Below are 21,523 nucleotides of genomic sequence, written 5' to 3'. Positions count from 1 at the left end.
CCTCCCCCACCACCGTGGAGATGATGGGCACGCGCAGCCGGCTCATGACCTCCAGGTTGACGGCGATGGCCTCGGCCTGCCCCCGCTCCTCGGCGCCAATGCCCGGGTACGCGCCCGGCGTGTCCACGAAGGTGAGGATGGGCTTCTCGAAGCGCTCGGCCAGCTCCATGAGGCGGCGCGCCTTGCGGTAGCCCTCCGGGCGCGGCATGCCGAAGTTGCGCGCCATGTTCTCCTTGGTGTTGCGGCCCTTCTGGTGGCCCATCACCATCACCGGCTTGCCGTCGAAGCGCGCGAAGCCGCCGACGATGGACGGGTCCTCGCCGAAGGCCCGGTCACCACACAGCTCGACGAAGTCGGTGAAGAGGTACTGGACGTAGTCCAGGAAGTAGGGGCGGTTCGGGTGCCGGGACATCTGCACCACCTGCCACCGAGACAGGTCGCTGAAGATCTCCGTCTGGAGCTTCTTCGCCTTCTTCTCGAGCTTGGAGATCTCAGAGGAGAAATCCACCGTGCCGCTGGTGGAGAGGACCTTGAGCTCGTCGATCTTCTTTTCCAGCTCAATCAGGGGGCGCTCGAACTCGAGCACATAGCTGGTACCGGTTGCCATGGCGCGGGACTAGCACCAGGGTAAGGCGCCTTTCAACGCGCAAGCGGTTACGCACCCCACTCTGGAGGCCCATGCACCCGGCCCTGCCCCTGTTGCTCCTGGCCCTCTCGGGCGCCGCGTCCACCCCCCATGCCCGGGGACTGAACACCCAGGGCTTCCGGCTGTACCAGGCGGGGCGCTACCCAGAGGCCCTGGAGCGCTTCCAGGCGTCCGCCCGGGAGTCCCCGGACTATGCGCTGGCGCACTACAACCTGGCCGCCACCCTGGGGGTGCTCCGCAAGCAGGGGAAGGTCTGCGAGTACAGCGCCCACCGGGACGTCATCGTCGAGCACCTCACCCAGGCGGTGAAGCTGGATGCCCGGCGCCTCACCCGCGCGAAGGAGGACGCGGACTTCACCCCCATCCGGGACACCCTGGGCTGGCAGAAGCTGCTGGGCCGCAGCCCGGCGCGGGAGGCGGATGTCCCCGTGCTGCTGCGCGAAGTCTCCTGGTTCGGCCCGGGCGTGGGCGTCTACGGCACCACCCAGGGGCTGCGCTTCGGCCCGTCCGGGAGGGCCACCCTCTGGACGAAGGAGGTCGACCCGGAGGGAACGCCCCGCCAGAAGGAAGTGCGAGGCCGCTACACGGTGCGCGGCAGGCAGGTCACGCTCCGGTTGAAGGGCCGGGCGCCGCTGGAAGGCACGCTGACCAAGACGGGCGCCCTCACCTTCCCCGGCCTGGAGACGTTCACCGACGCACCTTCGGAATGCGAGGCGTGAGCCCCGCGGGCCTCCGTGCCATCCAGCCATCAGTCGCGCGGCGGCACTCGCTCGCTTTCAGATACGGCCCGCGCAACACCCTTGGCACCCATGATGCGCTTCGTCATGGTGCGCATGGGGGCGAGTGGGAAGGGATGATTCTTCGGGGTGGAATCAGGGCGTGAGGCGGATGTGGCGGCGGCCCCCTCTACTGCTGCGGAACGGCCGGGACGCTCCCGCCGGGCGGACGGAAGCCCGGCGGGCCCCCATGGGCCCGCTCCACGACGAACCTGGACCTCAGGCCGCCTTGATCTTCGCGGCCGGCGGCGACAGCGCGTACCACGCGGTGCGGAAGGCCTTCAGCTCGCGCAGCCCCGCGGGGTGACGGCCCAGGGCCGGCGCCATGGTGACGGGCAGGCCCAGCTTCTTCTCGATGGCCTTCGCCGCGTTGAGCTCCAGCTTGCGCCGGTTCTCACACTTCTCGCAGGTGGACTTGGGGCCCACGCGGTTGACGAGCACCCGCTCCACGGGGAGCTTCTTCTCCTTGAGGTACTCCACCAGCCGCTCGGTGCGGGCCGCGGCCAGCTCCTCGCCGCGCGTGACGACCACGAAGCGCGCCTCGCTCGGGGAGGCCAGCGCGTCCTCGAAGCGCTTCACGTGCTTGAGCATTCCGGCGATGTCATCCGCCAGCTCGCCCAGGCCCTTGGCGCGGTGCTTGGTGAGCACCCCGTGCAGCGCGCCCAGCCACGTCTTGGCCGTCTCCGCCAGCTCCACCACGCGCACGGACGTCACCACCGGCGACGAGTCCACCACGATGCGCTTGAACCGCTCCTGCACCAGCGCGTCCGTCAGGCAGGACAGCGCGGCCAGCTCGTCGATGCCCGGCGGCGCGCACTCCAGCAGGTTGCGCAGGTAGAGCAGATCCGCAGGGACCTCGCTGCCCGACCGGGGCGCGCCCTCGAAGGCCTTCTCCGCCTTCTCCTTCACCCGCTTGCGCAGGGCATTGAACCAGCCGGCGATGTCCAGCTCGCGCGCGTACAGGCCCTTGGTGCCCTTCACCTGCGTCTCCGTGTCCGTCAGGCGGCTCTGCAGCACGTCCGACAGCGAGTGCGCTGGATCCGTGGAGATGAGGAGCACCGGCCCCTCCTTCTCCGTCAGCGTCACCGCGGCGGCCGCGGCGCAGGAGCTCTTGCCCACCCCGCCCTGCCCCACGAAGAAGATGAGCCGCGTGGGCGGCAGCGGCGGCGCGGCGATGGGCGGCATGGACGGCGCGCGCACCAGCGCCGGAGGCCCCTCGGCCGCGGAGAACTCCAGCGCCTTGGTCTCCTTGCCACCGGCCCACGCCTTGGCGAGCAGCGCCAGGCCATCCAGCCCGCGCGGCGCCACTTCACGCCGGCCCAGCAGGTGCACTGGCACCACCTTGTCCAGCGCCTGGAACTTGCGGACGTGGGGGGCCTGCAGGCCGCGGCGGCCCTGGCACGCGGGACAGCCCTCCTTGTCCTCGATCTGGTTGACGACGATCTCCGTCACCGGCAGCCCGCGCTCGCGAAGCTGGGTGAAGAGCATGCGCGTCTGCGCCTCGGGCACCGGCTCCGCCAGCGCCACCAGGTGGAAGGCCGTGCGCGCGGGGTCCTTCAGCAGCGCCAGCAGCTTCTCCGCCTTCTGCCCCACCTGCTCCAGGACGCCGGGCGCCTCTGCGGCGGCCGCCGCCTTCTTGCTCTTCTTCGCCGGCGCCTCCGTCTTGTCCCCACCGGCCTTCACCAGGCCCAGGAACTTGCGCAGGCTCGTCGGCAGGTCGAACAGCCGCAAGGTGTGGCTGGTCGGCGCGGCGTCCACCACGATGCGGTCGAACGCCTCGCCCTCCAGCAGATCCACCACGTGGAAGAGCGCCACCAGCTCCTCCAGCCCCGGCACGGCCTGCTGATACAGCTTGCCCATGTCGTCTTCCGACACGTGCGTGCCCTTCGCGGCGGCCTTCGCCAGCGCTGGCAGATAGGACGCCAGGAAGGGCTTCATCAGCGCCGCCGGCTCCACTTCCAGGCCGTAAACGCCGCCCTCTCCCTTGCCCGGGACCAGCTTCGTCGCCTTGGCCGGGAGCTTCTTCTTCAACAGGTCCGACAGGGAGCGGACCGGATCCAACGACACGAGCAGCACCCGTTCCTTGGGCGCCTCCTCCAACAGCCTCAACGCATATGCCGCCGCGAGCGTGGTCTTGCCGACCCCGCCTTTGCCGCCGAAGAAGTGAAGTACTCGCGCGTCGCTCATTGCGTTGTGGCCTTCCTTGTGCCCCCCCGCGGCACCCGATGCACACTCCGGGGCGCCCGAATCGATTGGCGCCGCTGGAGTTGCCCGAGGCGTGGAACATGTACGGCCGGGCACTCCCTGTGGGTGGGAGACCCCCCAAGAATCCCCCGTCCGGAGGTCAAAAGTCAAGAATTGACGGGGGTTTCGCGGCGGGGTCGCCGCCTGGGCGGGCGTCCCCTCCGAGCCAGGCCAAGGGCCCGGAATCCGAAGGGGATTTCCTACCCATGAGGTCAGCGGATGACGAACGAGTTGGTGCCCATGGCACCCATCGCGCCGTCGCTGCCCTGCCCGCCCAGGGGGCCGCCACCGCCGCCGGGCGCCTGCTGCGCGCGGGCCTCGGCCGCGTAGCGGTTGAGCTTGTTATAGAGCGTCTTCTCGCTCACCCCCAGCACCTCGGCGGTGCGGGCCTTGTTGTTCCCGTTCCGCTGGAGGCTGCCCAGGATGTACTCGCGCTCCACCGCGTCCAGGCTCAGCCCGAAGGGCAGCCGGAAGGTGTGGCGCTCCGGGCTCTTGCCTGCCATGTCGGGCGGCAGGTGCTCGCGGGTGATGAGCTCCCCGTCGCACAGGATGACGGCGCGCTCCACCGCGTTGCGCAGCTCGCGGATGTTGCCCGGCCATTCATAGTGCTTCAGGACCTCCATGGCCTCCGGGTGCACGCCGCTGACGCGCTTGCCGGAGTCGCCGCGGAACTTGTCCACGAAGTGCTGCACCAGGATGGGGACGTCGTCGCGGCGCTCGCGCAGGGGCGGCAGGTGGATCTGGAAGACGTTGAGGCGGAAGTAGAGGTCCTCGCGGAAGCGCCCGTTCTTTATTTCCTGCTTGAGGTCGCGGTTGGTGGCGCACAGCACGCGCACGTCCACCTCGATCTCCACCTTGCCGCCCAGCCGGCGCAGCCTGCCCTCTTCCAGCACGCGCAGGAGCTTGGCCTGCAGCTCGATGGGAATCTCACCCAGCTCGTCCAGGAAGAGCGTGCCGCCGTGGGCCATCTCGAACACGCCGGGCCGCCGCTGATCCGCGCCCGTGAAGGCGCCGCGCTCGTGGCCGAACAGCTCGGACTCGATGAGCGTGGCCGGGATGGACGCGCAGTTGATGGCGATGAAGGGCTTGTCGCGGCGCAGGGACAGGTTGTGCACCGCGCGGGACACCACCTCCTTGCCGGTGCCGGACTCGCCGCTGATGGACACGCTGGCCTTGGAGGGCGCCACCTTCTCCACCAGCTCGATGACCTTGCGCATGCCCGCGGACTGGGCAATCAGGTCCGACGAGCCGAGCTGCTTCAGCCGCCGCCGCAGCGTCTGCACCTCGCGCATCGTCTCCTTCTTCTCCAGCGCCCGGTCGATGCAGACCTTGAGCCGCGCGGTATCCAGCGGCTTGACGATGAAGTCGTAGGCGCCCTCGCGGATGGACTCCACCGCGGCGTCGATGGTGCCCCGCCCCGTCAGGAAGACCACCGGGCAGTCCGGCAGCTCCTCCTTCAGGTTGCGCAGCAACCAGAGCCCATCCGTCTCCGGCATGGCCAGGTCCGACAGGACCACGTCCGGCCGGAATTCGTTTGCCTTGCGGAGGGCGTCATGCCCGTCGAAGGCGATCTCGACCTTGTGTCCCCAGGCGCCGAGCATGTCCGCCAGCGCCTCACACGTGTCGCGTTCGTCATCCACGGCCAGGATTCGTGCGCTGCCCAAGTGAAGACCTCCCGTACTGCGTCGTGACGCGAAGTTGTCGTGACTCGAAATCAAGATCCGGCCCGTCTGGCTGTGACACTCAGGCGCGGGAGAAACCCAGGCGGCAGACCCCCGCCCGGACGTACAGGTCGACGCCCAGTTGAGAACAGCGCAGCTGCAGCGCGGCCACGGCGTCGGGCAGGGGCTCGGGGCAGACGCCGGCCGAGTCTTCGACCTCCAGCACCGCGCTCTTCTCGTCCCCGCGCACCGTGACGCGGATCGAGCCGCCATTCTCCGCCCGGCGGAAGGCGCGCAGCAGCGTCTGGATGAGGAGGAAGCCCAGCTCCGACGTGTCCCGCAGGTGGACCTGGACGCCCGCCTCCACCGCCACCTGGACCTGGACGCGGCGCTTGCGACCCTCGTGCCCCAGCACGCCCAGCGCCCGCGTGGTGACCTCCGACAGGTCCGCCACGCCCGGCGCGCCGCCGCGGAAGACGACGAAGTCGCTGAACAGCTTCAGGATGCCGTCCACGCGCTGGATCTGATCACGCATGGCCTTGAGGTTCTTCTCCTGCGACGGCGGCACGCTCCCGGTCTCCGCCTTCAGCTTCTCCGCCAGGACCTCCAGGTGGATGGCCAGCGCGTTCAACGGATTGCGGACGTCGTGCAGCAGGCTGTCCATGAGCGTGGGGACGGCCAGGTACCTGGCCGCGCCCACCACCGGCTGCTGCGCGTCCTCCTCAGAGGATGCACTATTTGACATTGCTGTCGATGTAACCAACTGGAACTCCTCGGGATTTTCCCTGATCCACCCCCGCCGCCACCCAACCGAGCCAAGAGTTAGGGAGCCACTCCAACATCGTCAACCCTGGGTCGGTAATTCTTGCCGGAAGCGGCAAATTCCCCATGCACGGCGCGGACTTACGTCCGGCCATGAGTGTCTTCCAGGTGACGATCGAGGAGCGCGCGGGCGCCGCGCGCAGCGGCCGGTCCTGCCCCGCCGTGCAGGGTTGATCAGGTACCCGAGGCGGGAGGCCGGGCGGCCTCGCCCAGCCCCACCAGGTCCAGCTTCAGCCGGGCCGCGTACTCGAAGATGCGCGGGTCCCGGTAGAACTCGCCGAACACGATGCGCACCAGGCCCCCGTTGGCGATGAGCTTGAAGCACGGCCAGCACGGCGAGGCGGTGGTGTAGATGGTCGCCCCTTCAATGCTGACGCCGTTGGTGGCCGCCTGGATGATGGCGTTGGCCTCCGCGTGGACGGTGGCCACGCAGTGGCCGTTCTCCATCATGTGGCCCACGTCATCACAGTGCGGCAGCCCGCGGATGGCGCCGTTGTAGCCGGTGGACAGGATGGTCCTGCCCCGGACGATGACGGCGCCCACGTGCTTGCGATCACACGTGGCGCGCGAGGCCACCTGCGTCGCGATGTCCATGAAGTACTGATCCCACGACACACGTCCGGCCATCCCACACCTCCCGTCGGGCGGATGTACCCCGCTCTGGCGCGGTGTCGAGATTCCAGCCAGGCAAGCCCGGCGCACCGGGACACCGCGTGAAGGGACTAACGCCCGGCGGCTTGTGCGACGCCACCCTCCGTCAGGGGCTTGCGCGCCAGCAGCCGGCCAAAGCCCTTGGCCTGGAGGAAGTGGCGCACCTTCGCGCTGGGCGCCGCGAACGTCTCTCCGGGCATGGGCACGTCGAAGCTGTAGTTCTCCTCCTGCACCTCGAAGTCCACCTTCGCGGTGCGGTACCCCTCCACGATGGCCAGCAACCGGCCCGTCGTCAGGCTGAAGATGCCGCCACCCGACGCGCCGTAGCCGATGGGGGCGTCCGTCTTCACCATCTTCGGGCGCTGGGATTCCTTGTCCCATTCAACCTGGGACAGCATGCCGCCGGACAGCGACAGCGCGCGGCCGAACGGCGAGGCGGCCACCACCACGTCCTCACCCAGCTCCAGCTCCGCGTCGTCCGCCAGCTCCACCGCGGGCAGGTCCAGCCCCGGCACGCGTACCAACGCGAGGTCCAGGTCAGGCACCTGGCCCATGGCCACCACCTCGCCCCGGTGCTCCAGCGACTCCGCGCGGCGGTCCACCAGCACGCGCAGCTCCGGCGCCTCCATCCCGTCCATGACCACCGCGTGCGCGTTGGTGACCACCCAGGCGACCGTGGCGCCGTTCGCATCCCGCTCGGCCCCCACCACCACGCCCGACGCCGTGCTCCGCACCCTGCCCTTCGACGCCAGTTGCAGCCGCACGTTGTGGGGGAGGATGCGCCGCACCTGCTCCTTGCGCGTCATCCGCGGCGCGTCCGGCACCGCGAGGACCCGCTCGACGACGGGCACCACCTGGGGCGCGGGGGTGGCGGCGGCCGGCTGGGACGGGGCACCGGCGCACGACACGAGGGCGAGCAGGGCGGGGGCGCCCAGGAGGAAGCGGGTCATCGACTCTCCGGTCTGGGGGGGAAAACGGATGCAGCCAGGACAACTCCCTGGCAGCTCCCATCATCCCGAGCCCTTTCCGGCTTTGAAAGCAGGCGTCCTGGCGGGCCCCGGACGCCTGCCCCGTCACGCGTAGCGCTTCTTCATCAGGAAGAGGATGGCGTCCTTCGCGCACGCCTCACAGTAGCCGTAGCGCTCCACCATGCTCTTCAGCGTGCTCTGCACCTGCGTCTGCTCGCGCGCGGTGAGCTGGTTGCGGTCCTCGGACAGGTACTTGAGGACGTTCTCCTTGTTCTTGCGCAGCACCCGCTTGCGCTCCTCGAAGTAGTGATCCCTCAGGCGCTTGAACATGTCCGGGAAGATGCGGCTGTAGTCCATGTCCGCGTCCGGGTTGTCCAGCCGGTGCGCGCCGATGGAGGCGATGAGCCCCCGGCGGAAGTCGGTGGCGTCCTCGCCGCGCGGCATGATGATGGCCTCCACCTCCACCATGCGCTGCTCTTCCGGCGCCTCCATCCCCCCGGTGACGCGGTTGCGCATCTTCTCCCCGCGCACCCAGTGGCTGATGGTCTGGATGTAGCGCTCCACCAGCTCGCGGTACTGCCCCTCCGACACCAGGCCCATGGACTCGCGCACCTCCGAGTCCACCCGGTCCAGGTACTCCGCCTCCGCCAGCCGCACGAAGGCGTCATGGTCGTGGTAGCCGTCCACCACCTCCTGCAAGAGGAACTCGTAGACGCTCTTGTCCTTGCAGATGGCGGACAGCTCTTCCAACACCGCCAGCGCGTTGAGGCACTTGTAGTCGGCGTTCTGCGCGGCGTTGAAGAGCGCCGTCTTGATTTCGCGCGCGCTGGCGCCCGAGCGCCCCTCGTAGTTGGGGTACGCGTCCGACTCCGTGAACAGCTCCTCGCGCAGCTTGCGCAGCTCCTTGGTGTTGGCCAGGCTCAGCCGGTCCGGCGGCGCGCCCTCCTCGTAGAGGTGCAGCTTCTCCACCGGCGTCACCTGGTCGATGAGCTCCTTCACGTCCTGCGGGTAGCGCTCCGGGATGGGCTTCTTCAGCCGGGTGAGCACCGCCCACATGGCCGCCAGCTCCGTGGCGTGGGGCGCCACGTGCTTGCCCACGGTGGTGGAGGTGATCTGCGCGTCGTAGATCTGCTGCTCGGTGCGGTAGCGGCGCAGGTAGGGCACGCGCACCAGCTCGATGCGGCCCTTGAACGACGCGAAGTCCGGCAGCTCCTTGAAGGCGTTGAGGTGCTTCTCGTTGGCTGACGCGATGAGCACCTCGTCCAGCTGGAGGACGAAGGGCTCCAGCGGCACCTCGCCCGTCTCGCTGAAGCCCAGCAGGTACTTGAAGGCCTCCAGGGGCCGCTTGAGCAGGTCCGCGTACTCGATGAGGCCCCGGTTGGCGTGGACCAGGGGGCCGTGCGGCTCGAAGAGCACCGTGCTGTGCAGCGGCGCGGGCACGTTGAGCTGGGTGCGGTCCGCGGTGAGCTGCTGGACGACGGCGTCCACGCTCATCTGCGGCTCCACCGTCACCGTGCCCACCTGGTAGCGGCGCGACACGTAGAAGCGCTCCACCTGGACGTGGCGCATCACCTTCAGCCAGTCCCCGCCGTAGGCGCTGAGCAGCGCGGTGTAGATGCGGCGGCACTTGGAGCACAGCTCGCCGTCCCGCACGTAGTCGGACAGGATGAAGTCGCCGCTCTCCCCGTCCCCGTTGCCCAGGCCCTTCTTCTTGAGGGCGGTCTCCAGCAGCTTGCGCCGCTCGCCGGGCGGGACGGCGAAGAGCGGGTGATCCCTCAGCTCGCACGGCATGCGCAGGTCAATGGACTCCGCCTCCAGGTGCGCGAAGGTGGTCATCTCCCCACCGACGGTGTCCCGCTCCCCGAAGCCGATGGAGCCCTTGATGAGCTTCTCCGACGGGAACACCCAGGCGAGCCGGTAGAGCGCCCCCTGGGGCTGCCGGGAGTACGCCTCCATGCCCTCTTTCAGGGCGTTGACGAGCGTGGACTTGGCGCTGCCATTGGGCCCGTGCAGGAGGATGAGCTTGTTGATGCGGCCAGCCCGCACGAAGTTGCCGAGCAGCCGGTAGATGGCGTTCTGCACCTCCTCCTGGCCCGCCACCCGGTCGTCCCGGTCGCCGCCGGGCGCGTCGAAGACGTGGAAGCGCCGGATGGTGCCGGTGGGGTGCGGCACCGTGGTGGTGCCGAAGTGGTCCATCACGTCCCGCAGGTACTGCGCGGCGTTGCGGGCCTGGCCCTTCGGGTCGCTGAAGAAGAGGGAGAGATACTCCTCGAAGGAGAGAATCGACCGGTTCTTGACGAAGTCGGCGTTCACCTGCGCGCCCACTTCCTGCAGATAACCCTTCGCGTCCAAGTTGACTCTCCTCTGGTCAGTCATCCACCACCAACACCAAGTTTTCCGCCCGGGCCACCAATGTCCAGCACCCCGGCCGCCATTGTCGGCTGGGGCACGCGCTGCTGGCCACCGGGCGGGCACCGGGAGGGCCACGGCCCCTTCCTGGGGAAGCAGGGAGCCCGGGTCCGCATTCCCGGGGAGCGGCAAACGTCGCGGTGTGTGAACTCGCGCGCGACGCGAGGGTGCGCTACGGTCTTTTTCTTCCTCTGCGGCCTACCCACCCGGAGTCCAAGCAAGATGCACAAGGAGCCCATCATCGGCATCGACCTCGGCACGACGAACTCGTGCGCGGCGATCGTCGAGGACAGCGGGAACGTCAAGCTCATCCCCTACAAGGGCGGCGAGTACACCATCCCCTCGATCTTCGCGATCGACGACAAGGGGAACGAACTCATCGGCTACGAGGCCAAGCGCCAGTGGCAGCTCAACCCGCGCAACACCGTCTACGGCTCCAAGCGGCTGGTGGGCCGGGGCTTCGGCAGCGAGGTCGTCGACACGATGAAGAAGGTCGTGGCGTACAACATGCGCCCCGGCAAGCAGAGCGACGTCACCCTGGACGTGGGGAAGAAGGAGTTCACCCTCCAGGAGATCAGCGCCAAGATTCTTGGGAAGATCCGCGAGGTCGCCTCCAACTACCTGAAGATGCCCATCAAGCGGGCGGTGGTGACGGTGCCGGCCTACTTCAACGACAGGCAGCGCCAGTCGGTGAAGGACGCGGGCAAGCTCATCGACCTGGAGGTCGTCCGCATCATCAACGAGCCCACCGCGGCGGCCCTGGCCTACGGCGTGGGCAAGGGGCTGAAGGAGAAGGTCGTCATCTACGACCTGGGCGGCGGCACCTTCGACGTCTCCATCATCGAGATTCGCGACCGCGTCTTCGAGGTGAAGTCCACCGGCGGTGACGTGTTCCTCGGCGGCATCGACTTCGACAACGCCATCATCCACCACGTCCTCAAGGACTTCGCGGCGAAGACGGGCATCGACCTCGCCACGGACCCGGTGGCCATGCAGCGCATCAAGGACCTGGCCGAGCGCACGAAGATCGACTTGTCCGCGCGCGAGGAGGTCCCCTTCAACATCCCCTTCATCACGATGACGTCCCAGGGCCAGCCCCTGAACATCGAGATGAAGTTCACCCGGAAGATGCTGGAGCAGCTCACCAACCAGCTCGTGGACCGCACCCTGCAGATGGTGGCGCGCGTGCTGGTGGACTCGGGGCTGTCCACCAAGGACGTCGACGAGGTCATGCTCGTGGGTGGCCAGACGCGCATGCCCATCGTCCAGGACCGGCTCACCAAGTTCTTCGGCAAGCCGCCCAGCAAGGGCGTGCACCCGGACGAGGCGGTGGCCATTGGCGCCGCGCTCTACGCGCACTCGCTGCAGGACGACACCAACCTGCGCATCCAGCTGCTGGACGTGATTCCCATGGCCATTGGCCTGGAGAAGGCGGGCGGCGCGTTCCACGTCGTCTTCCCGCGCAACGCGGCCATTCCCAACGCCAAGCAGCTGCTGGCCACCACCAGCATGGACAACCAGACCGAGCTCGCCGTGCGCATCTTCCAGGGCGACAACGAGCTGGTGGCCCGAAACGACATGCTGGGCGAGTTCACCTTCTCCGGCATCCAGCCCGGCCGCGCCGGCTCCGCGCAGGTGGAGATCACCTTCGATGTAAATGTGGAGGGCATCCTCACCATGCGCGCGCGCGACCCGGCGTCCGGCCGTGAGATGAAGACCACGGTGCGCGTCACCCAGGCCTGATTCGCCTCCCCTGCCCCGCTCCCGTGCGCCGGGAGCGGAGCCCCCTCAGCCGCCCCGGGTGGTTCCGCGGCCCTTCGCCGCCGCTGCCGGGGCCAGGAAGGCCGTCGCGTCCTCCGTGCCTGGCGGGCCGTGGCCCTCGTCGCGGGCCAGCTCGAAGAGGCCCGTCTCCACGGGCACCAGGTGGACGCGTGACGCCGCGCGCGCCTGGGCCCGGCCGCTGACCAGCACCTGCCCGCGCCCGGCCCGCACCGCCAGCCGCGCCGCGGTGTTGACCACGTCTCCCAGCACCGTGAAGTCCAGCCGGCCGGAGGCCTTCGCGCCCACGCTGCCGGCCACCAGGTCGCCCGAGTCCAGGCCCATGCAGACGCCATGCGCGTAGGGCGCGCCCTCGCCACCACGCGACGCCAGCGTGCCCAGCTGCCGGTGGATGGCGTGGCAAGCCTCCAGCGCCAGGTCCACGTGCCCGGGGCCCCGGAAGACGGCCATCACCGCGTCTCCCATGAACTTGTCCACGATGCCGCCGCGCGCGAGCAGCTCCGGGACAATGGCCTCGAAGTTGGCGTTGAGGCGGCGCAGGGACTCCGGCGGCGCCTCCTGGTGCAGCACCGGCGTGAAGGCATCCACGTCGATGAACACCACCGTGCCGTCCACCCACTCACCCGCCATGGCGTCCGAGCCCTGGAGCAGCGGCGGCAGCCGCTCCAGCACCGCGCCCGGGACGAACATGCGCAGCAGGCCGTTCTCCTCCGTGTAGCGCACGGTGCGGCGCAGCTCGCGCACGTGCTTCAGCGTCTTGACGAGCGTCGCCTCCAGGTCCGGGAAGTCGATGGGCTTGGTGATGAAGTCGAAGGCGCCGCGGTTCATCGCCGTGCGGATGTTGCTCATGTCGCCATACGCGGAGACGATGACCACCCGGGTCAGCGCGCTGATCTCCCCCACGCGCGACAGGAATGTCAGCCCGTCCATGCGCGGCATGTTGATGTCGCACAGGACGACTTCAATGTCGGGGTGCTGGCGCAGCTCCTCCAGCGCCTCCTCGCCGTCCGCGGCGAAGAGGAACTGGTAGACGGAGCGGCGGATCTGCTTGCGGAAGCTCTGCTCCATCAGCACGACGATGTCCGGCTCGTCATCCACGACCAGGATCTTCGCCGGGCGCGACGGCCGGCCCGCGTCCACCGCGTGAGTGAGGGCGGAGGCCAGCTCGTGCGCGGACTGGAAGCGGCGCGCGGGGTCCACGTCCAGGGCGCGCGCGAAGAAGGCGTCCACCTCCGTGCCCAGCTCCGGCGCCAGGCTGGACGGCGTCGCGGGCGGCGGCGGCACGTTGCCCAGGCGCATCTGCCGCAGCGACTCCAGGGGGAACGGGTGCTGTCCCGTCAGCGCGCGGTACGCCACCACGGCCAGCGCCCAGAGGTCACAGCGGTGGTCCAGCCGCGGCGCCAGCCCCCGGAGCTGCTCGGGGCTCATGTACCGGGGCGTGCCGGCCATCTCCTCCTCGGGGTGCGGCCGGGCCGCGCCGCCGGACATCAGGAGCGCCAGGCCGAAGTCCAGCACCTTCACCTGTTCGCCATGCTCCGTGCGCGCGAGGAAGAGGTTGGCCGGCTTGAGGTCACGGTGGATGACGCCCGCGGCATGCGCGGCGGTGAGCGCGCGGGCCGTCTGCGTCACCAGCCGCTCCACCATGGCCAGGGACAGCCGACCGCGGCGGTTCAGCAGGGCCTCCAGGTCCTCGCCCACCAGCCACTCCATGACGATGTAGGGCGTCTCGCCGGAGAGGTCGCAGTCGTGGACCTGGATGACGTGGGGATTCTGGAGGCGGGCAATCGCCTGCGCTTCCCATTCGAACTGCTGGCGCGCCAGGGGCGCGGGCGCGCAGTGGGCCGCCATCAGCTTGAGGGCCACGCGGCGCTGGAGCTTGGGATCCAACGCCACCCAGATGGTGCCCATGCCACCGCCCGCCAGCCGCCGCTCCAGGACGTAGCGGTCGCCAACGACTTGTCGCTCTGAGTTGGAGTCTTCGACCATGGGGAGCGGGGAGTGTCTCACACCGGCCCCTCGCAGTGTACCGCGGGCCGCCCTCTCCCACGGCGGCCGGCCGTTCGGCCTTGACCGGCCTGTCACGACGCGCGTGCTACGGTCCCCGCCCCCAACCCGATACGGCGTGCACTCACCCAACCTCCGGAGGCGTCATGCCCGACACTGAATCCGTCCTGAAGTCCCCCGCCCCCGCGGCGACTGAAGCGTCCCCTTCCCACTCGCGTGAGCCGGACGGCCACGCCCTCCCCGGGCTGCACGTCCCACCGGGACTCAGGCCCGGCATGCCGCGCAACGCGATGACCACCAGCCCGGTGGAGTACGTCAACGAGCCGCTGCAGGTGCTCGCCGGCGCGCTGCCAGCGGACCTGCAGGGTCACGTCTATGTCGCGGGGCCCAGCGTGCACGCGGGCTCACCGGCCCTGGCCTCGGACGGGCTCGTGATGCGCCTGGACTTCCAGGTGGGCGGCGCCCGGTTCACCTCCGCCACCATGCGCACACCGTCGTATTTCACACGCCAGCAGGTGGACGCGGGCGCGACGGCGCGAGGCCCCCTGACGCGGCTGCTCAACCGCTTCCGAGAGACGACGCTGGCGGACGTGTCGCTCACGCTGGGCCCGCAGGAGACGCCCAACACGGCGCCCTTCCTGGTCGAGGGCGAGCGGATGCTGCTGGTGACGACGGACGCGGGCCGCCCGTGGGCCATCCACCCCAAGACGCTGAAGGCGTACACGCCGCTGGGCTACCTGCGCGAGTGGAACCGCGCCCTCCCCACGCCGTGGGTCTTCCCGCTGCTGCAGAGCACGGCCCACCCGGCCTTCGACCCCGCCGAGCGCATGGGACCGCGCGCCGACGACAAGCGGCCCCGCCTCTTCTTCACCAACCACGCGCCCAAGTGGCCCCTGGGCCCGGGCTTCACGCAGTTGGTGAGCTGGGACACGGAAGAGAACCGGCTGAACCACTGGAAGCTGATGGACGCGGCCACGGGCGAGCCGGTGGTGGCGTCGTCGCTGCACCAGATCGCCGCCACGCGAGACTACGTGGTGCTGCTGGACGCCAACTTCCCCATCAACTTCTGGCAGATCGCCGCGCAGGCGGCGGTGCCCTTCCTGCCGCGGGTGCAGCGCGCGGTGGAGTGGCTGACGGCGTCCCCCGCCGCCCCGCAGGCGGTGTTCTGGGTGGTGCGTCGCGCGGACCTCCAGACGTCACCCGGGACGCTGGACCCGGAGAATCCGCCGCTCGTGTCCGCGCACCGCTTCCAGGCCGGGGGTGGCGGGCTGCACTTCGCCGCCATCCACGAGAACCCCGACGACGTCATCACCCTGGTGGTGGGGCACTCGCCCACCGAGGACCTGTCGCATACCTTGGAGCCGGGCGAGCTGCTCATCAATGGCAACCGCGTGCAGGACTGGCAGGCCGGGATGCCCACGGCGGTGCCCGTCACGCGCAGCTCCATGGGGGTGCACCGCATCGACATGAAGCGGCAGCGCATCCAGTCCAATCTGTATTCACATGACGACTTCACCTGGGGCCTGACGGTCTTCTCCAACGCCGGGCTGGTGAATGGCGAACTGGAGGCGCACCTCCGGCTGCTGGGCCACGTGATGAATGGCAAGGTGCCCTCGAAGGAGCTGGCGCTCTACCTCAACTCGGACGGCTTCACGGCGGACATGGTCCCGGAGGCGCTCTACCAGCTCTACAAGCCCGTCGTCGGGGACAAGTCCGCGCTGCCCATCCGCGACGGGCGCGCGGCGAGCTTCTTCAAGTTCTTCGTCGACTCCGGCCGCTTCGAGGGCTACGTGCTGCCCACCGGCTGGTTCGGCTTCGCGCCCCAGTTCGTCCCCAGCGCCCGGTTCCCCCAGGTGCCGCACTGGAAGGGCTACGTGGTGGCGCTCGTCGTGTCGGACCCGACGCCAGACCTGCCTGAGAACTCCACGGGCGACGAGGTCTGGGTCTTCGACTCCGAGGACCTGGCCAAGGGCCCCATCTGCCGGCTGGGCAGCCGCAACTTCGACGTGGGCATGACGCTGCACACCACCTTCCTGCCCCCGGGCCTGCCAGACCTCCTGGAAGGCCAGCCTCCGGGCAACGTGGCCCCCTACTGCGTGGACGTACAGCAGGACCTGGACATGGACGCCATTGAACAGGCGTACCTGGAGTGGCCCCAGACGCTGCTCCCCCGCGTGCCCCCGGTGCTGTTCGCCCCGTGGCGCCTGGGCGTGAGGTGGGCGTTGAACTTCCCGAAGCTGCGTCAGGTGCTCCAGGAGGATGTGTTTCCACACTTTCCGCGCAGGTGATTGTGTCTGGAATTGGCGGGTCCAACACACCCCAGCCAAGGTCCAAAGCACCCCTCAATGCCTGCTCAATTACACACTCCTCGGGTTTGACAGGAGTTATGTTGATACATTGAAACTTTTCTCAACCCGCGATAGGGTGGTGTCCGGTTCGTGACACTCCCCACGCGCGGGTTGGTCCGTCCGCGCGGAAGCAGGCTCCGCGTGGACGGAGCGTCGTGGGCACAGCCCGTCCTCCTGCCGCTCGACGCGTACCTGCATGACCGCCGACATGATGCGCTGTTTCAGGGATGCCCCCGGCCCGGGGCACCTTCGCTGGGAGACGCGTGTGCGTCACCCGGAGGCGGTGTCATGAGCGCGAACGCAGGGGGCCCGCCCCCCGGACTGGGGCCGGAGTGGCAGCAGGTGTTGGCCGTCTTCGCCGATGAGGCGGAGGAGCTGCTCTCCTCCATGGAGGAGACGCTCATCGCGTTGGAGGCGCGTCCCGACGACGAGCGCCTGCGCACGCTGTTCCGGCTGGCCCACAACCTCAAGGGCAGCGGGAGCTCGCTGGGCTTCGAGGCCCTGACGGACTACGTCCACGGCGTCGAGGACCTCATCCAGGCGCTGCTCGACCAACGGCTCGCGGTGGGGGAGCCGTGGGTCTCCCTGTTGCTGGAGGCGGTGGACCACCTGCGCGAGCTGACTCGGGCCGCGCTCGCGGGCGTGGACCAGTTGGGCCCCGCGCACCAGGCCCGGCTCACGCGGCTGCGTGAAGGCGGCGCCACCGGAAGGTCGCAAGCAGCGGGCGCACCGCCCCCCGTGGCCGTTGCGCTGGAGGACGGGTCCCAGCGGGTAGAGGCGCGCGCGGCGTCTCGAGGGCGCTCCTTGCGGATGGATGTCGAACGGTTGGATCGCATCGTCACCCTCGCCGCGGAGCTGTCCATCGCGCGAGGCCGGATGACGCAGTTCCTCCTGGAGGCAGAGGGTTCTGGCGCGAGCTGGGACGAGGCGCTCACCCAGCAGCGGGAGATGGACCCGCTCTTCCAGGAGCTCCAGGAAGAGGTGATGCGGGTGCGCATGGTACCCGTCGGCCCCCTGTTCCGGCAGCACCTCCGCACGGTGAGGGACCTGGCGCGGGCGCAGGACAAGCTGGCCCTGCTGGAGCTGGAAGGCGAGGACGTGCCGATGGACACGGCCGTGCTGGAGGCGCTGCGCGACCCCCTGCTCCACCTGCTGCGCAACGCGCTGGACCACGGCATCGAGACGCCAGCGGAGCGCCAGGCCGCGGGCAAGGAGGCCTGTGGGCGCCTCCGCCTGCGTGCCTTCCATGACGCGGGCAGCGTCGTCGTGGAGCTGTCGGACGACGGGCGGGGCATCCAGCGCGAGCGGGTGAAGGAACGAGCACGCGAGCGGGGGCTGACGTCCGCGCTGGAGCGGCTGAGAGACGAAGAGGTGGACCGCCTCATCTTCGAGCCCGGGTTCTCCACCGCGAAGACGGTGACGGAGCTGTCGGGCCGCGGCGTGGGCATGGACGTGGTCCGCCGCGACATCGAGGCCATGCGAGGCACGGTGGCCATCCGGAGCCAGGAGGGCCACGGCACGGCGATGACGCTCCGCCTGCCCCTGACGCTCGCCGTCATCCAGGGCTTCGCCATGGGCGTGGGCGACCAGATCTACGTGGTGCCCATCGAGCTGGTGCAGGAGTGCCTGGAGCTGCCGGCGGCGAGCCGCACCCGCGAGGAGGCCGGCATGCTGTCGCTGCGAGGACAGCCCCTGCCCTACCTGCGGCTGCGCAACGTCTTCGGCCTGGGCGGTGAAGCGCCGAGCCGGGAGAACGTGGTGGTGCTCCGCCACCCGGATGGCGTCGTGGGGCTGGCGGTGGACCACCTCCAGGGAGACGCCCAGCGCGTCATCCGCCCGCTGGGTCGGCTGTTCCAGAACGCCCCGGGCATCTCCGGGTCGACGATTCTGGGGGATGGCCGCGTGGGCCTCATCCTCGACACCCCCACGCTGGTGCGCAGGGCCATCCGCCGGGCCAACGCCCCCCCCGATGACGCGTGGAGCGAGTCGGCGAGCCCCGCGGCTTCCCCCCGAAATCCGTCATCCCGCAGCACGGAGCCGTCACCATGTTCGACAACCTGAGCATCACCCGGAAGCTTCTGCTGGCGTTCACCACCATGGTGGCCATCCTCATCGCCATCGTGATGGCCACGTACTCGACGCTGAACCGGACCGCGGACGCGGACGTGGAGAACAAGCGGAGCGCCGAGGTGCTCATGACGCTCCGGACCCTGGAGGGCGACCTGGCCGACGTCGAGACGGGCCAGCGTGGGTTCCTCATCACCGGCGACGAGCGCTTCCTGGAGCCCTACACGGCGGCCCGCACCAGCTTCGTGCAGAACCTCAATCACATCCGGGAGCTGACCGCGGACAACCCCCGTCAGCAGGAGCGGCTCCAGGAAGGCCGCGACGTGTTCCAGCAGTGGCTGAGCCAGCACATCGACCACTCCATCACCCAGCGCCGGGACGTCAACGCGGGCCGGGGTGACCTGACCGCCCTCTTCGACGTGGTGAAGGCGGCCGGAGGCAAGGAGCGCGCCGACCGGATGCGCACCATCTTCACGGAGGTCGCCAACGAGGAGACCGCGCTCCAGGCCAGGCGCACGGTGGCCATCAACGAGCTGGTGGCGCTGCTCTACGACACCCTCATCTTTGGCGGGGCCCTGGGCGTGGCGCTCGCGGGGCTGCTGTCCTTCATCCTCACCCGCAGCATCGTCCGGCCGCTGTCCGAGGCCGTGCACGTCACGGACCAGGTGACGGGTGGTGACCTCACTGCCACCATCTTCGTGCGCGGCAAGGACGAGACGGGGCAGATGATGACGGGCATGCGGGAGATGATTCACCGGCTGTCGGGGGTCATCAGCGAGGTGCGCGGCGCGGCGGGCTCGCTGTCCTCCGCGTCCACCCAGGTGGCCGCCGCCTCACAGGGCCTGTCTCAAGGCACCAGCACGCAGGCCGCCTCCGTGGAGGAGACCACCGCGAGCCTGGAGCAGCTCAACGTCACCATCACCCAGAACGCGGAGAACAGCCGGCAGATGGAGCAGATGGCGCTCAAGGGCGCCCGCGACGCCGAGGAGAGTGGCCGCGCGGTGAAGGAGACGGTGGAGGCGATGAACGCCATCGCGGAGCGCATCTCCATCATCGAGGAGATCGCGTACCAGACGAACCTGCTGGCGCTGAACGCCGCGGTGGAGGCCGCCCGCGCCGGGGAGCACGGCCGGGGCTTCTCCGTCGTCGCCACCGAGGTGCGCAAGCTGGCCGAGCGGAGCCAGAAGTCCGCGAAGGAGATTGGCGCGATGGCCACCTCCAGCGTCCGCGTGGCGGAGCGCAGCGGGCAGCTGCTGACGGAGCTGGTGCCGGCCATCCGCCGCACCGCGGAGCTGGTGCAGCAGGTGACGACGGTGTCGAAGGAGCAGGCCATTGGCGTGTCGCAGATGAGCCGCGCCATGGTGCAGGTGGACCAGGTCACCCAGCGCAACGCGTCCGCGGCGGAGGAGCTGTCCTCCACGGCGGAGGAGATGGCGACGCAGGCCGAGTCGCTGCTCCAGATGATGACCTTCTTCCGCCTGGCGGATGGCAATGGCTACGTGACGCGCGGCACGTCAATGACTCCCGCGCCGCGGCTGCCGGGGTCCCCGGCGAAGTCGCTGTTCGCGGCGGCGCAGGGGCACCTGCCCGTCCCGCCGGCGCCGGGTTCGAACCAGGACTTCCAGCGGTTCTAGGCGGAGGCGTCCATGCCCATGAGAGACTCCAACGACAAGGCCGCCCGCTCCAACTACCTGAGCTTCATGCTCGCGGGAGAGGAGTACGGCGTGGGCATCCTGCGGGTGCGGGAGATCATCGAACACCGCCCCATTACGCGCGTCCCGGGCATGCCCGCGGCCGTGCAGGGCGTCATCAACCTGCGAGGCAGCGTGGTGCCCGTGGTGGACCTCGCGGTGAAGTTCGGCCTGCCGCCGCGGCCCCTCAGCCGGTGGACGTGCTTCGTCATCGTCGAGGTGACGCTCGACGGACAGCAGACCGCCATCGGATTGCTGACGGACTCCGTGAGCGAGGTGCTGGAGCTGGGGCCGGACGACATCGAGACGCCGCCCGCCTTCGGCACCCGCGTGCGGCTGGACTTCCTGCTCGGCATGGGGCGGCATGAGGACAAGTTCATCATGCTGCTGGACCTGGACCGGCTGCTGTCCGTCACCGAGCTGCTCAGCCTGATGTCCACCACGGACGATGTTCCTCCAGCGCCCGAGGTCGAAGTGGCGGCCACCGTTGACGTCGTCACGGAGCGCGCTCCGGACGAAGTCACGGGGAACGGCTGACGGGAGATGCCGGCGCCCCTGCCAACCGCGCCGCCAGTGTTGACGGCCCGGGAGCTGTCCCTGTTCCAGGCGCTGGTGGAGCGGGAGGTGGGCATCCACCTGTCTCCGGCCAAGGACGCGCTGGTGGCCAACCGGCTCGCTCGCCGGCTGCGGGAGCTGGGGCTCTCGTCGTTTAGCGCGTACTATGCGTACGTCACCGAGCGCGGGCATGAGGCGGAGAAGGTGCGGATGCTGGACAGCCTCTGCACCCACGAGACGGCCTTCTTCCGCGAGCCCCAGCACTTCGCGCTGCTGCGTGAGCGCGTCTTCCCGGAGTGGGTGGCCCAGGCCAACGCGGGGCGCAGGTCGAAGAACCTCCGCGTCTGGAGCGCGGCGTGCTCCACCGGGGAGGAGCCCTACTCCATCGCCATGAGCCTGCTGGAGGCGTTTCCGAAGGGCTCCGGCTGGAGCCTGGAGGTGCTGGCCACGGACCTGTCCACCTGGGCCGTGGAGCGGGCGCAGGAGGGCCTCTGGAGCCTGGAGCGGGCGGCCACGATTCCGCCGCCCCTGCTGCGGGCCTTCATGCTCAAGGGCGTGCGGTCGCAGGAGGGCTTGATGAAGGCGGGCCCGGAGCTGCGCGCCATCATGCGCTTTGGCCGCGTCAACCTGAACGCGCCGGACGCGTGGCCCGCGGGGCCGTTCGACCTGATCTTCTGCCGGAACGTCCTCATCTACTTCGGCGCGGAGGCCCGAAGCCGGGTGATTCAAGGGATGCTGCGGCGGCTCCCGCCGACGGGGTACTTCTTCCTGGGCCACGCGGAGAGCCTGATTGGCGTCGACGTGGACGTCCGGTCCGTGAGCGCGAACGTGTACATGCCCTGGACCGGAGCGTCAGGCCCGCCCTGAGGGTCGCCAGGCCCCCTCAGGGCGGCAGCCCTGGC

Annotated in this window: 15 protein-coding genes; 7 read left to right on the top strand and 8 right to left on the bottom strand. The window is 69.5% G+C overall.

The window, feature by feature from the left end; all coding sequences use genetic code 11:
* Nucleotides 1-607: carboxyl transferase domain-containing protein (locus HV824_RS19950; RefSeq protein ID WP_303623429.1), on the bottom strand; the 607-nt coding region annotated here is incomplete at its 3' end.
* A gap of 71 nt (nucleotides 608-678) precedes the next feature.
* On the opposite strand from HV824_RS19950, the gene HV824_RS19945 reads away from it, so the two are divergent.
* A complete protein-coding gene (locus HV824_RS19945; RefSeq protein ID WP_303623428.1) occupies nucleotides 679-1,365 on the top strand; it encodes a tetratricopeptide repeat protein in 687 nt (228 codons plus the stop codon).
* Nucleotides 1,366-1,641: 276 nt separating this feature from the next.
* Here HV824_RS19945 and HV824_RS19940 read toward each other — a convergent pair whose 3' ends face one another.
* The 6 genes from HV824_RS19940 to HV824_RS19915 all read right to left on the bottom strand — a co-directional run bounded on the left by HV824_RS19940 (nucleotide 1,642) and on the right by HV824_RS19915 (nucleotide 10,120).
* Nucleotides 1,642-3,609: an ArsA family ATPase gene (locus HV824_RS19940; RefSeq protein ID WP_176416223.1), complete on the bottom strand. Its 1,968-nt coding sequence runs from the start codon at nucleotides 3,607-3,609 to the stop codon at nucleotides 1,642-1,644.
* A gap of 269 nt (nucleotides 3,610-3,878) precedes the next feature.
* On the bottom strand, nucleotides 3,879-5,330 hold the full coding sequence (locus tag HV824_RS19935) for a sigma-54 dependent transcriptional regulator (RefSeq protein WP_176416222.1): 1,452 nt from the start codon (nucleotides 5,328-5,330) through the stop codon (nucleotides 3,879-3,881).
* Between the two features lie 79 nt (nucleotides 5,331-5,409).
* Complete coding sequence (locus tag HV824_RS19930) at nucleotides 5,410-6,072, bottom strand: HAMP domain-containing sensor histidine kinase (protein ID WP_255208190.1); 663 nt, start codon at nucleotides 6,070-6,072, stop codon at nucleotides 5,410-5,412.
* 251 nt (nucleotides 6,073-6,323) lie between these two features.
* Nucleotides 6,324-6,776 (bottom strand): cytidine/deoxycytidylate deaminase family protein, encoded by a 453-nt coding sequence (locus HV824_RS19925; RefSeq protein ID WP_163786031.1) that lies wholly within the window; start codon nucleotides 6,774-6,776, stop codon nucleotides 6,324-6,326.
* A 95-nt stretch (nucleotides 6,777-6,871) separates the two neighbouring features.
* A complete protein-coding gene (locus tag HV824_RS19920) occupies nucleotides 6,872-7,750 on the bottom strand; it encodes a serine protease (protein WP_176416220.1) in 879 nt (292 codons plus the stop codon).
* 123 nt (nucleotides 7,751-7,873) lie between these two features.
* Nucleotides 7,874-10,120 carry a PrkA family serine protein kinase gene (locus tag HV824_RS19915; RefSeq protein ID WP_176424004.1) on the bottom strand — a complete coding sequence of 749 codons (2,247 nt, stop codon included), beginning with the start codon at nucleotides 10,118-10,120 and terminating at the stop codon, nucleotides 7,874-7,876.
* A 279-nt stretch (nucleotides 10,121-10,399) separates the two neighbouring features.
* On the opposite strand from HV824_RS19915, the gene HV824_RS19910 reads away from it, so the two are divergent.
* Nucleotides 10,400-11,920 carry an Hsp70 family protein gene (locus HV824_RS19910; RefSeq protein WP_176411793.1) on the top strand — a complete coding sequence of 507 codons (1,521 nt, stop codon included), beginning with the start codon at nucleotides 10,400-10,402 and terminating at the stop codon, nucleotides 11,918-11,920.
* A 45-nt stretch (nucleotides 11,921-11,965) separates the two neighbouring features.
* On the opposite strand, the gene HV824_RS19905 is transcribed toward HV824_RS19910, so the two are convergent.
* Entirely contained in the window at nucleotides 11,966-14,038 is a 2,073-nt protein-coding gene (locus tag HV824_RS19905; RefSeq protein ID WP_176424003.1) for a response regulator, read from the bottom strand.
* Between the two features lie 68 nt (nucleotides 14,039-14,106).
* On the opposite strand from HV824_RS19905, the gene HV824_RS19900 reads away from it, so the two are divergent.
* The 5 genes from HV824_RS19900 to HV824_RS19880 all read left to right on the top strand — a co-directional run bounded on the left by HV824_RS19900 (nucleotide 14,107) and on the right by HV824_RS19880 (nucleotide 21,488).
* Nucleotides 14,107-16,248 (top strand): carotenoid oxygenase family protein, encoded by a 2,142-nt coding sequence (locus HV824_RS19900; protein WP_255208188.1) that lies wholly within the window; start codon nucleotides 14,107-14,109, stop codon nucleotides 16,246-16,248.
* A 348-nt stretch (nucleotides 16,249-16,596) separates the two neighbouring features.
* Nucleotides 16,597-18,369, top strand: a complete 1,773-nt coding sequence (locus HV824_RS19895) for a chemotaxis protein CheA (RefSeq protein WP_176416217.1) — start codon at nucleotides 16,597-16,599, stop codon at nucleotides 18,367-18,369.
* A complete protein-coding gene (locus HV824_RS19890) occupies nucleotides 18,354-20,009 on the top strand; it encodes a methyl-accepting chemotaxis protein (protein WP_176416216.1) in 1,656 nt (551 codons plus the stop codon). The genes HV824_RS19895 and HV824_RS19890 overlap by 16 nt, the downstream gene beginning before the upstream one ends.
* 12 nt (nucleotides 20,010-20,021) lie before the next feature.
* Entirely contained in the window at nucleotides 20,022-20,603 is a 582-nt protein-coding gene (locus tag HV824_RS19885) for a chemotaxis protein CheW (protein ID WP_255208187.1), read from the top strand.
* Between the two features lie 6 nt (nucleotides 20,604-20,609).
* Nucleotides 20,610-21,488, top strand: coding sequence for a protein-glutamate O-methyltransferase CheR (locus HV824_RS19880; RefSeq protein ID WP_176416215.1), 879 nt, complete (start codon nucleotides 20,610-20,612; stop codon nucleotides 21,486-21,488).
* Nucleotides 21,489-21,523: the final 35 nt, after the last annotated feature.

Source organism: Myxococcus sp. AM009 (assembly GCF_013372605.1).
GTDB lineage: Bacteria > Myxococcota > Myxococcia > Myxococcales > Myxococcaceae > Myxococcus > Myxococcus vastator.
The sequence above is the reverse complement of the archived record's forward strand: the minus strand, read 5'-3'. Positions and strand labels throughout refer to the sequence as shown.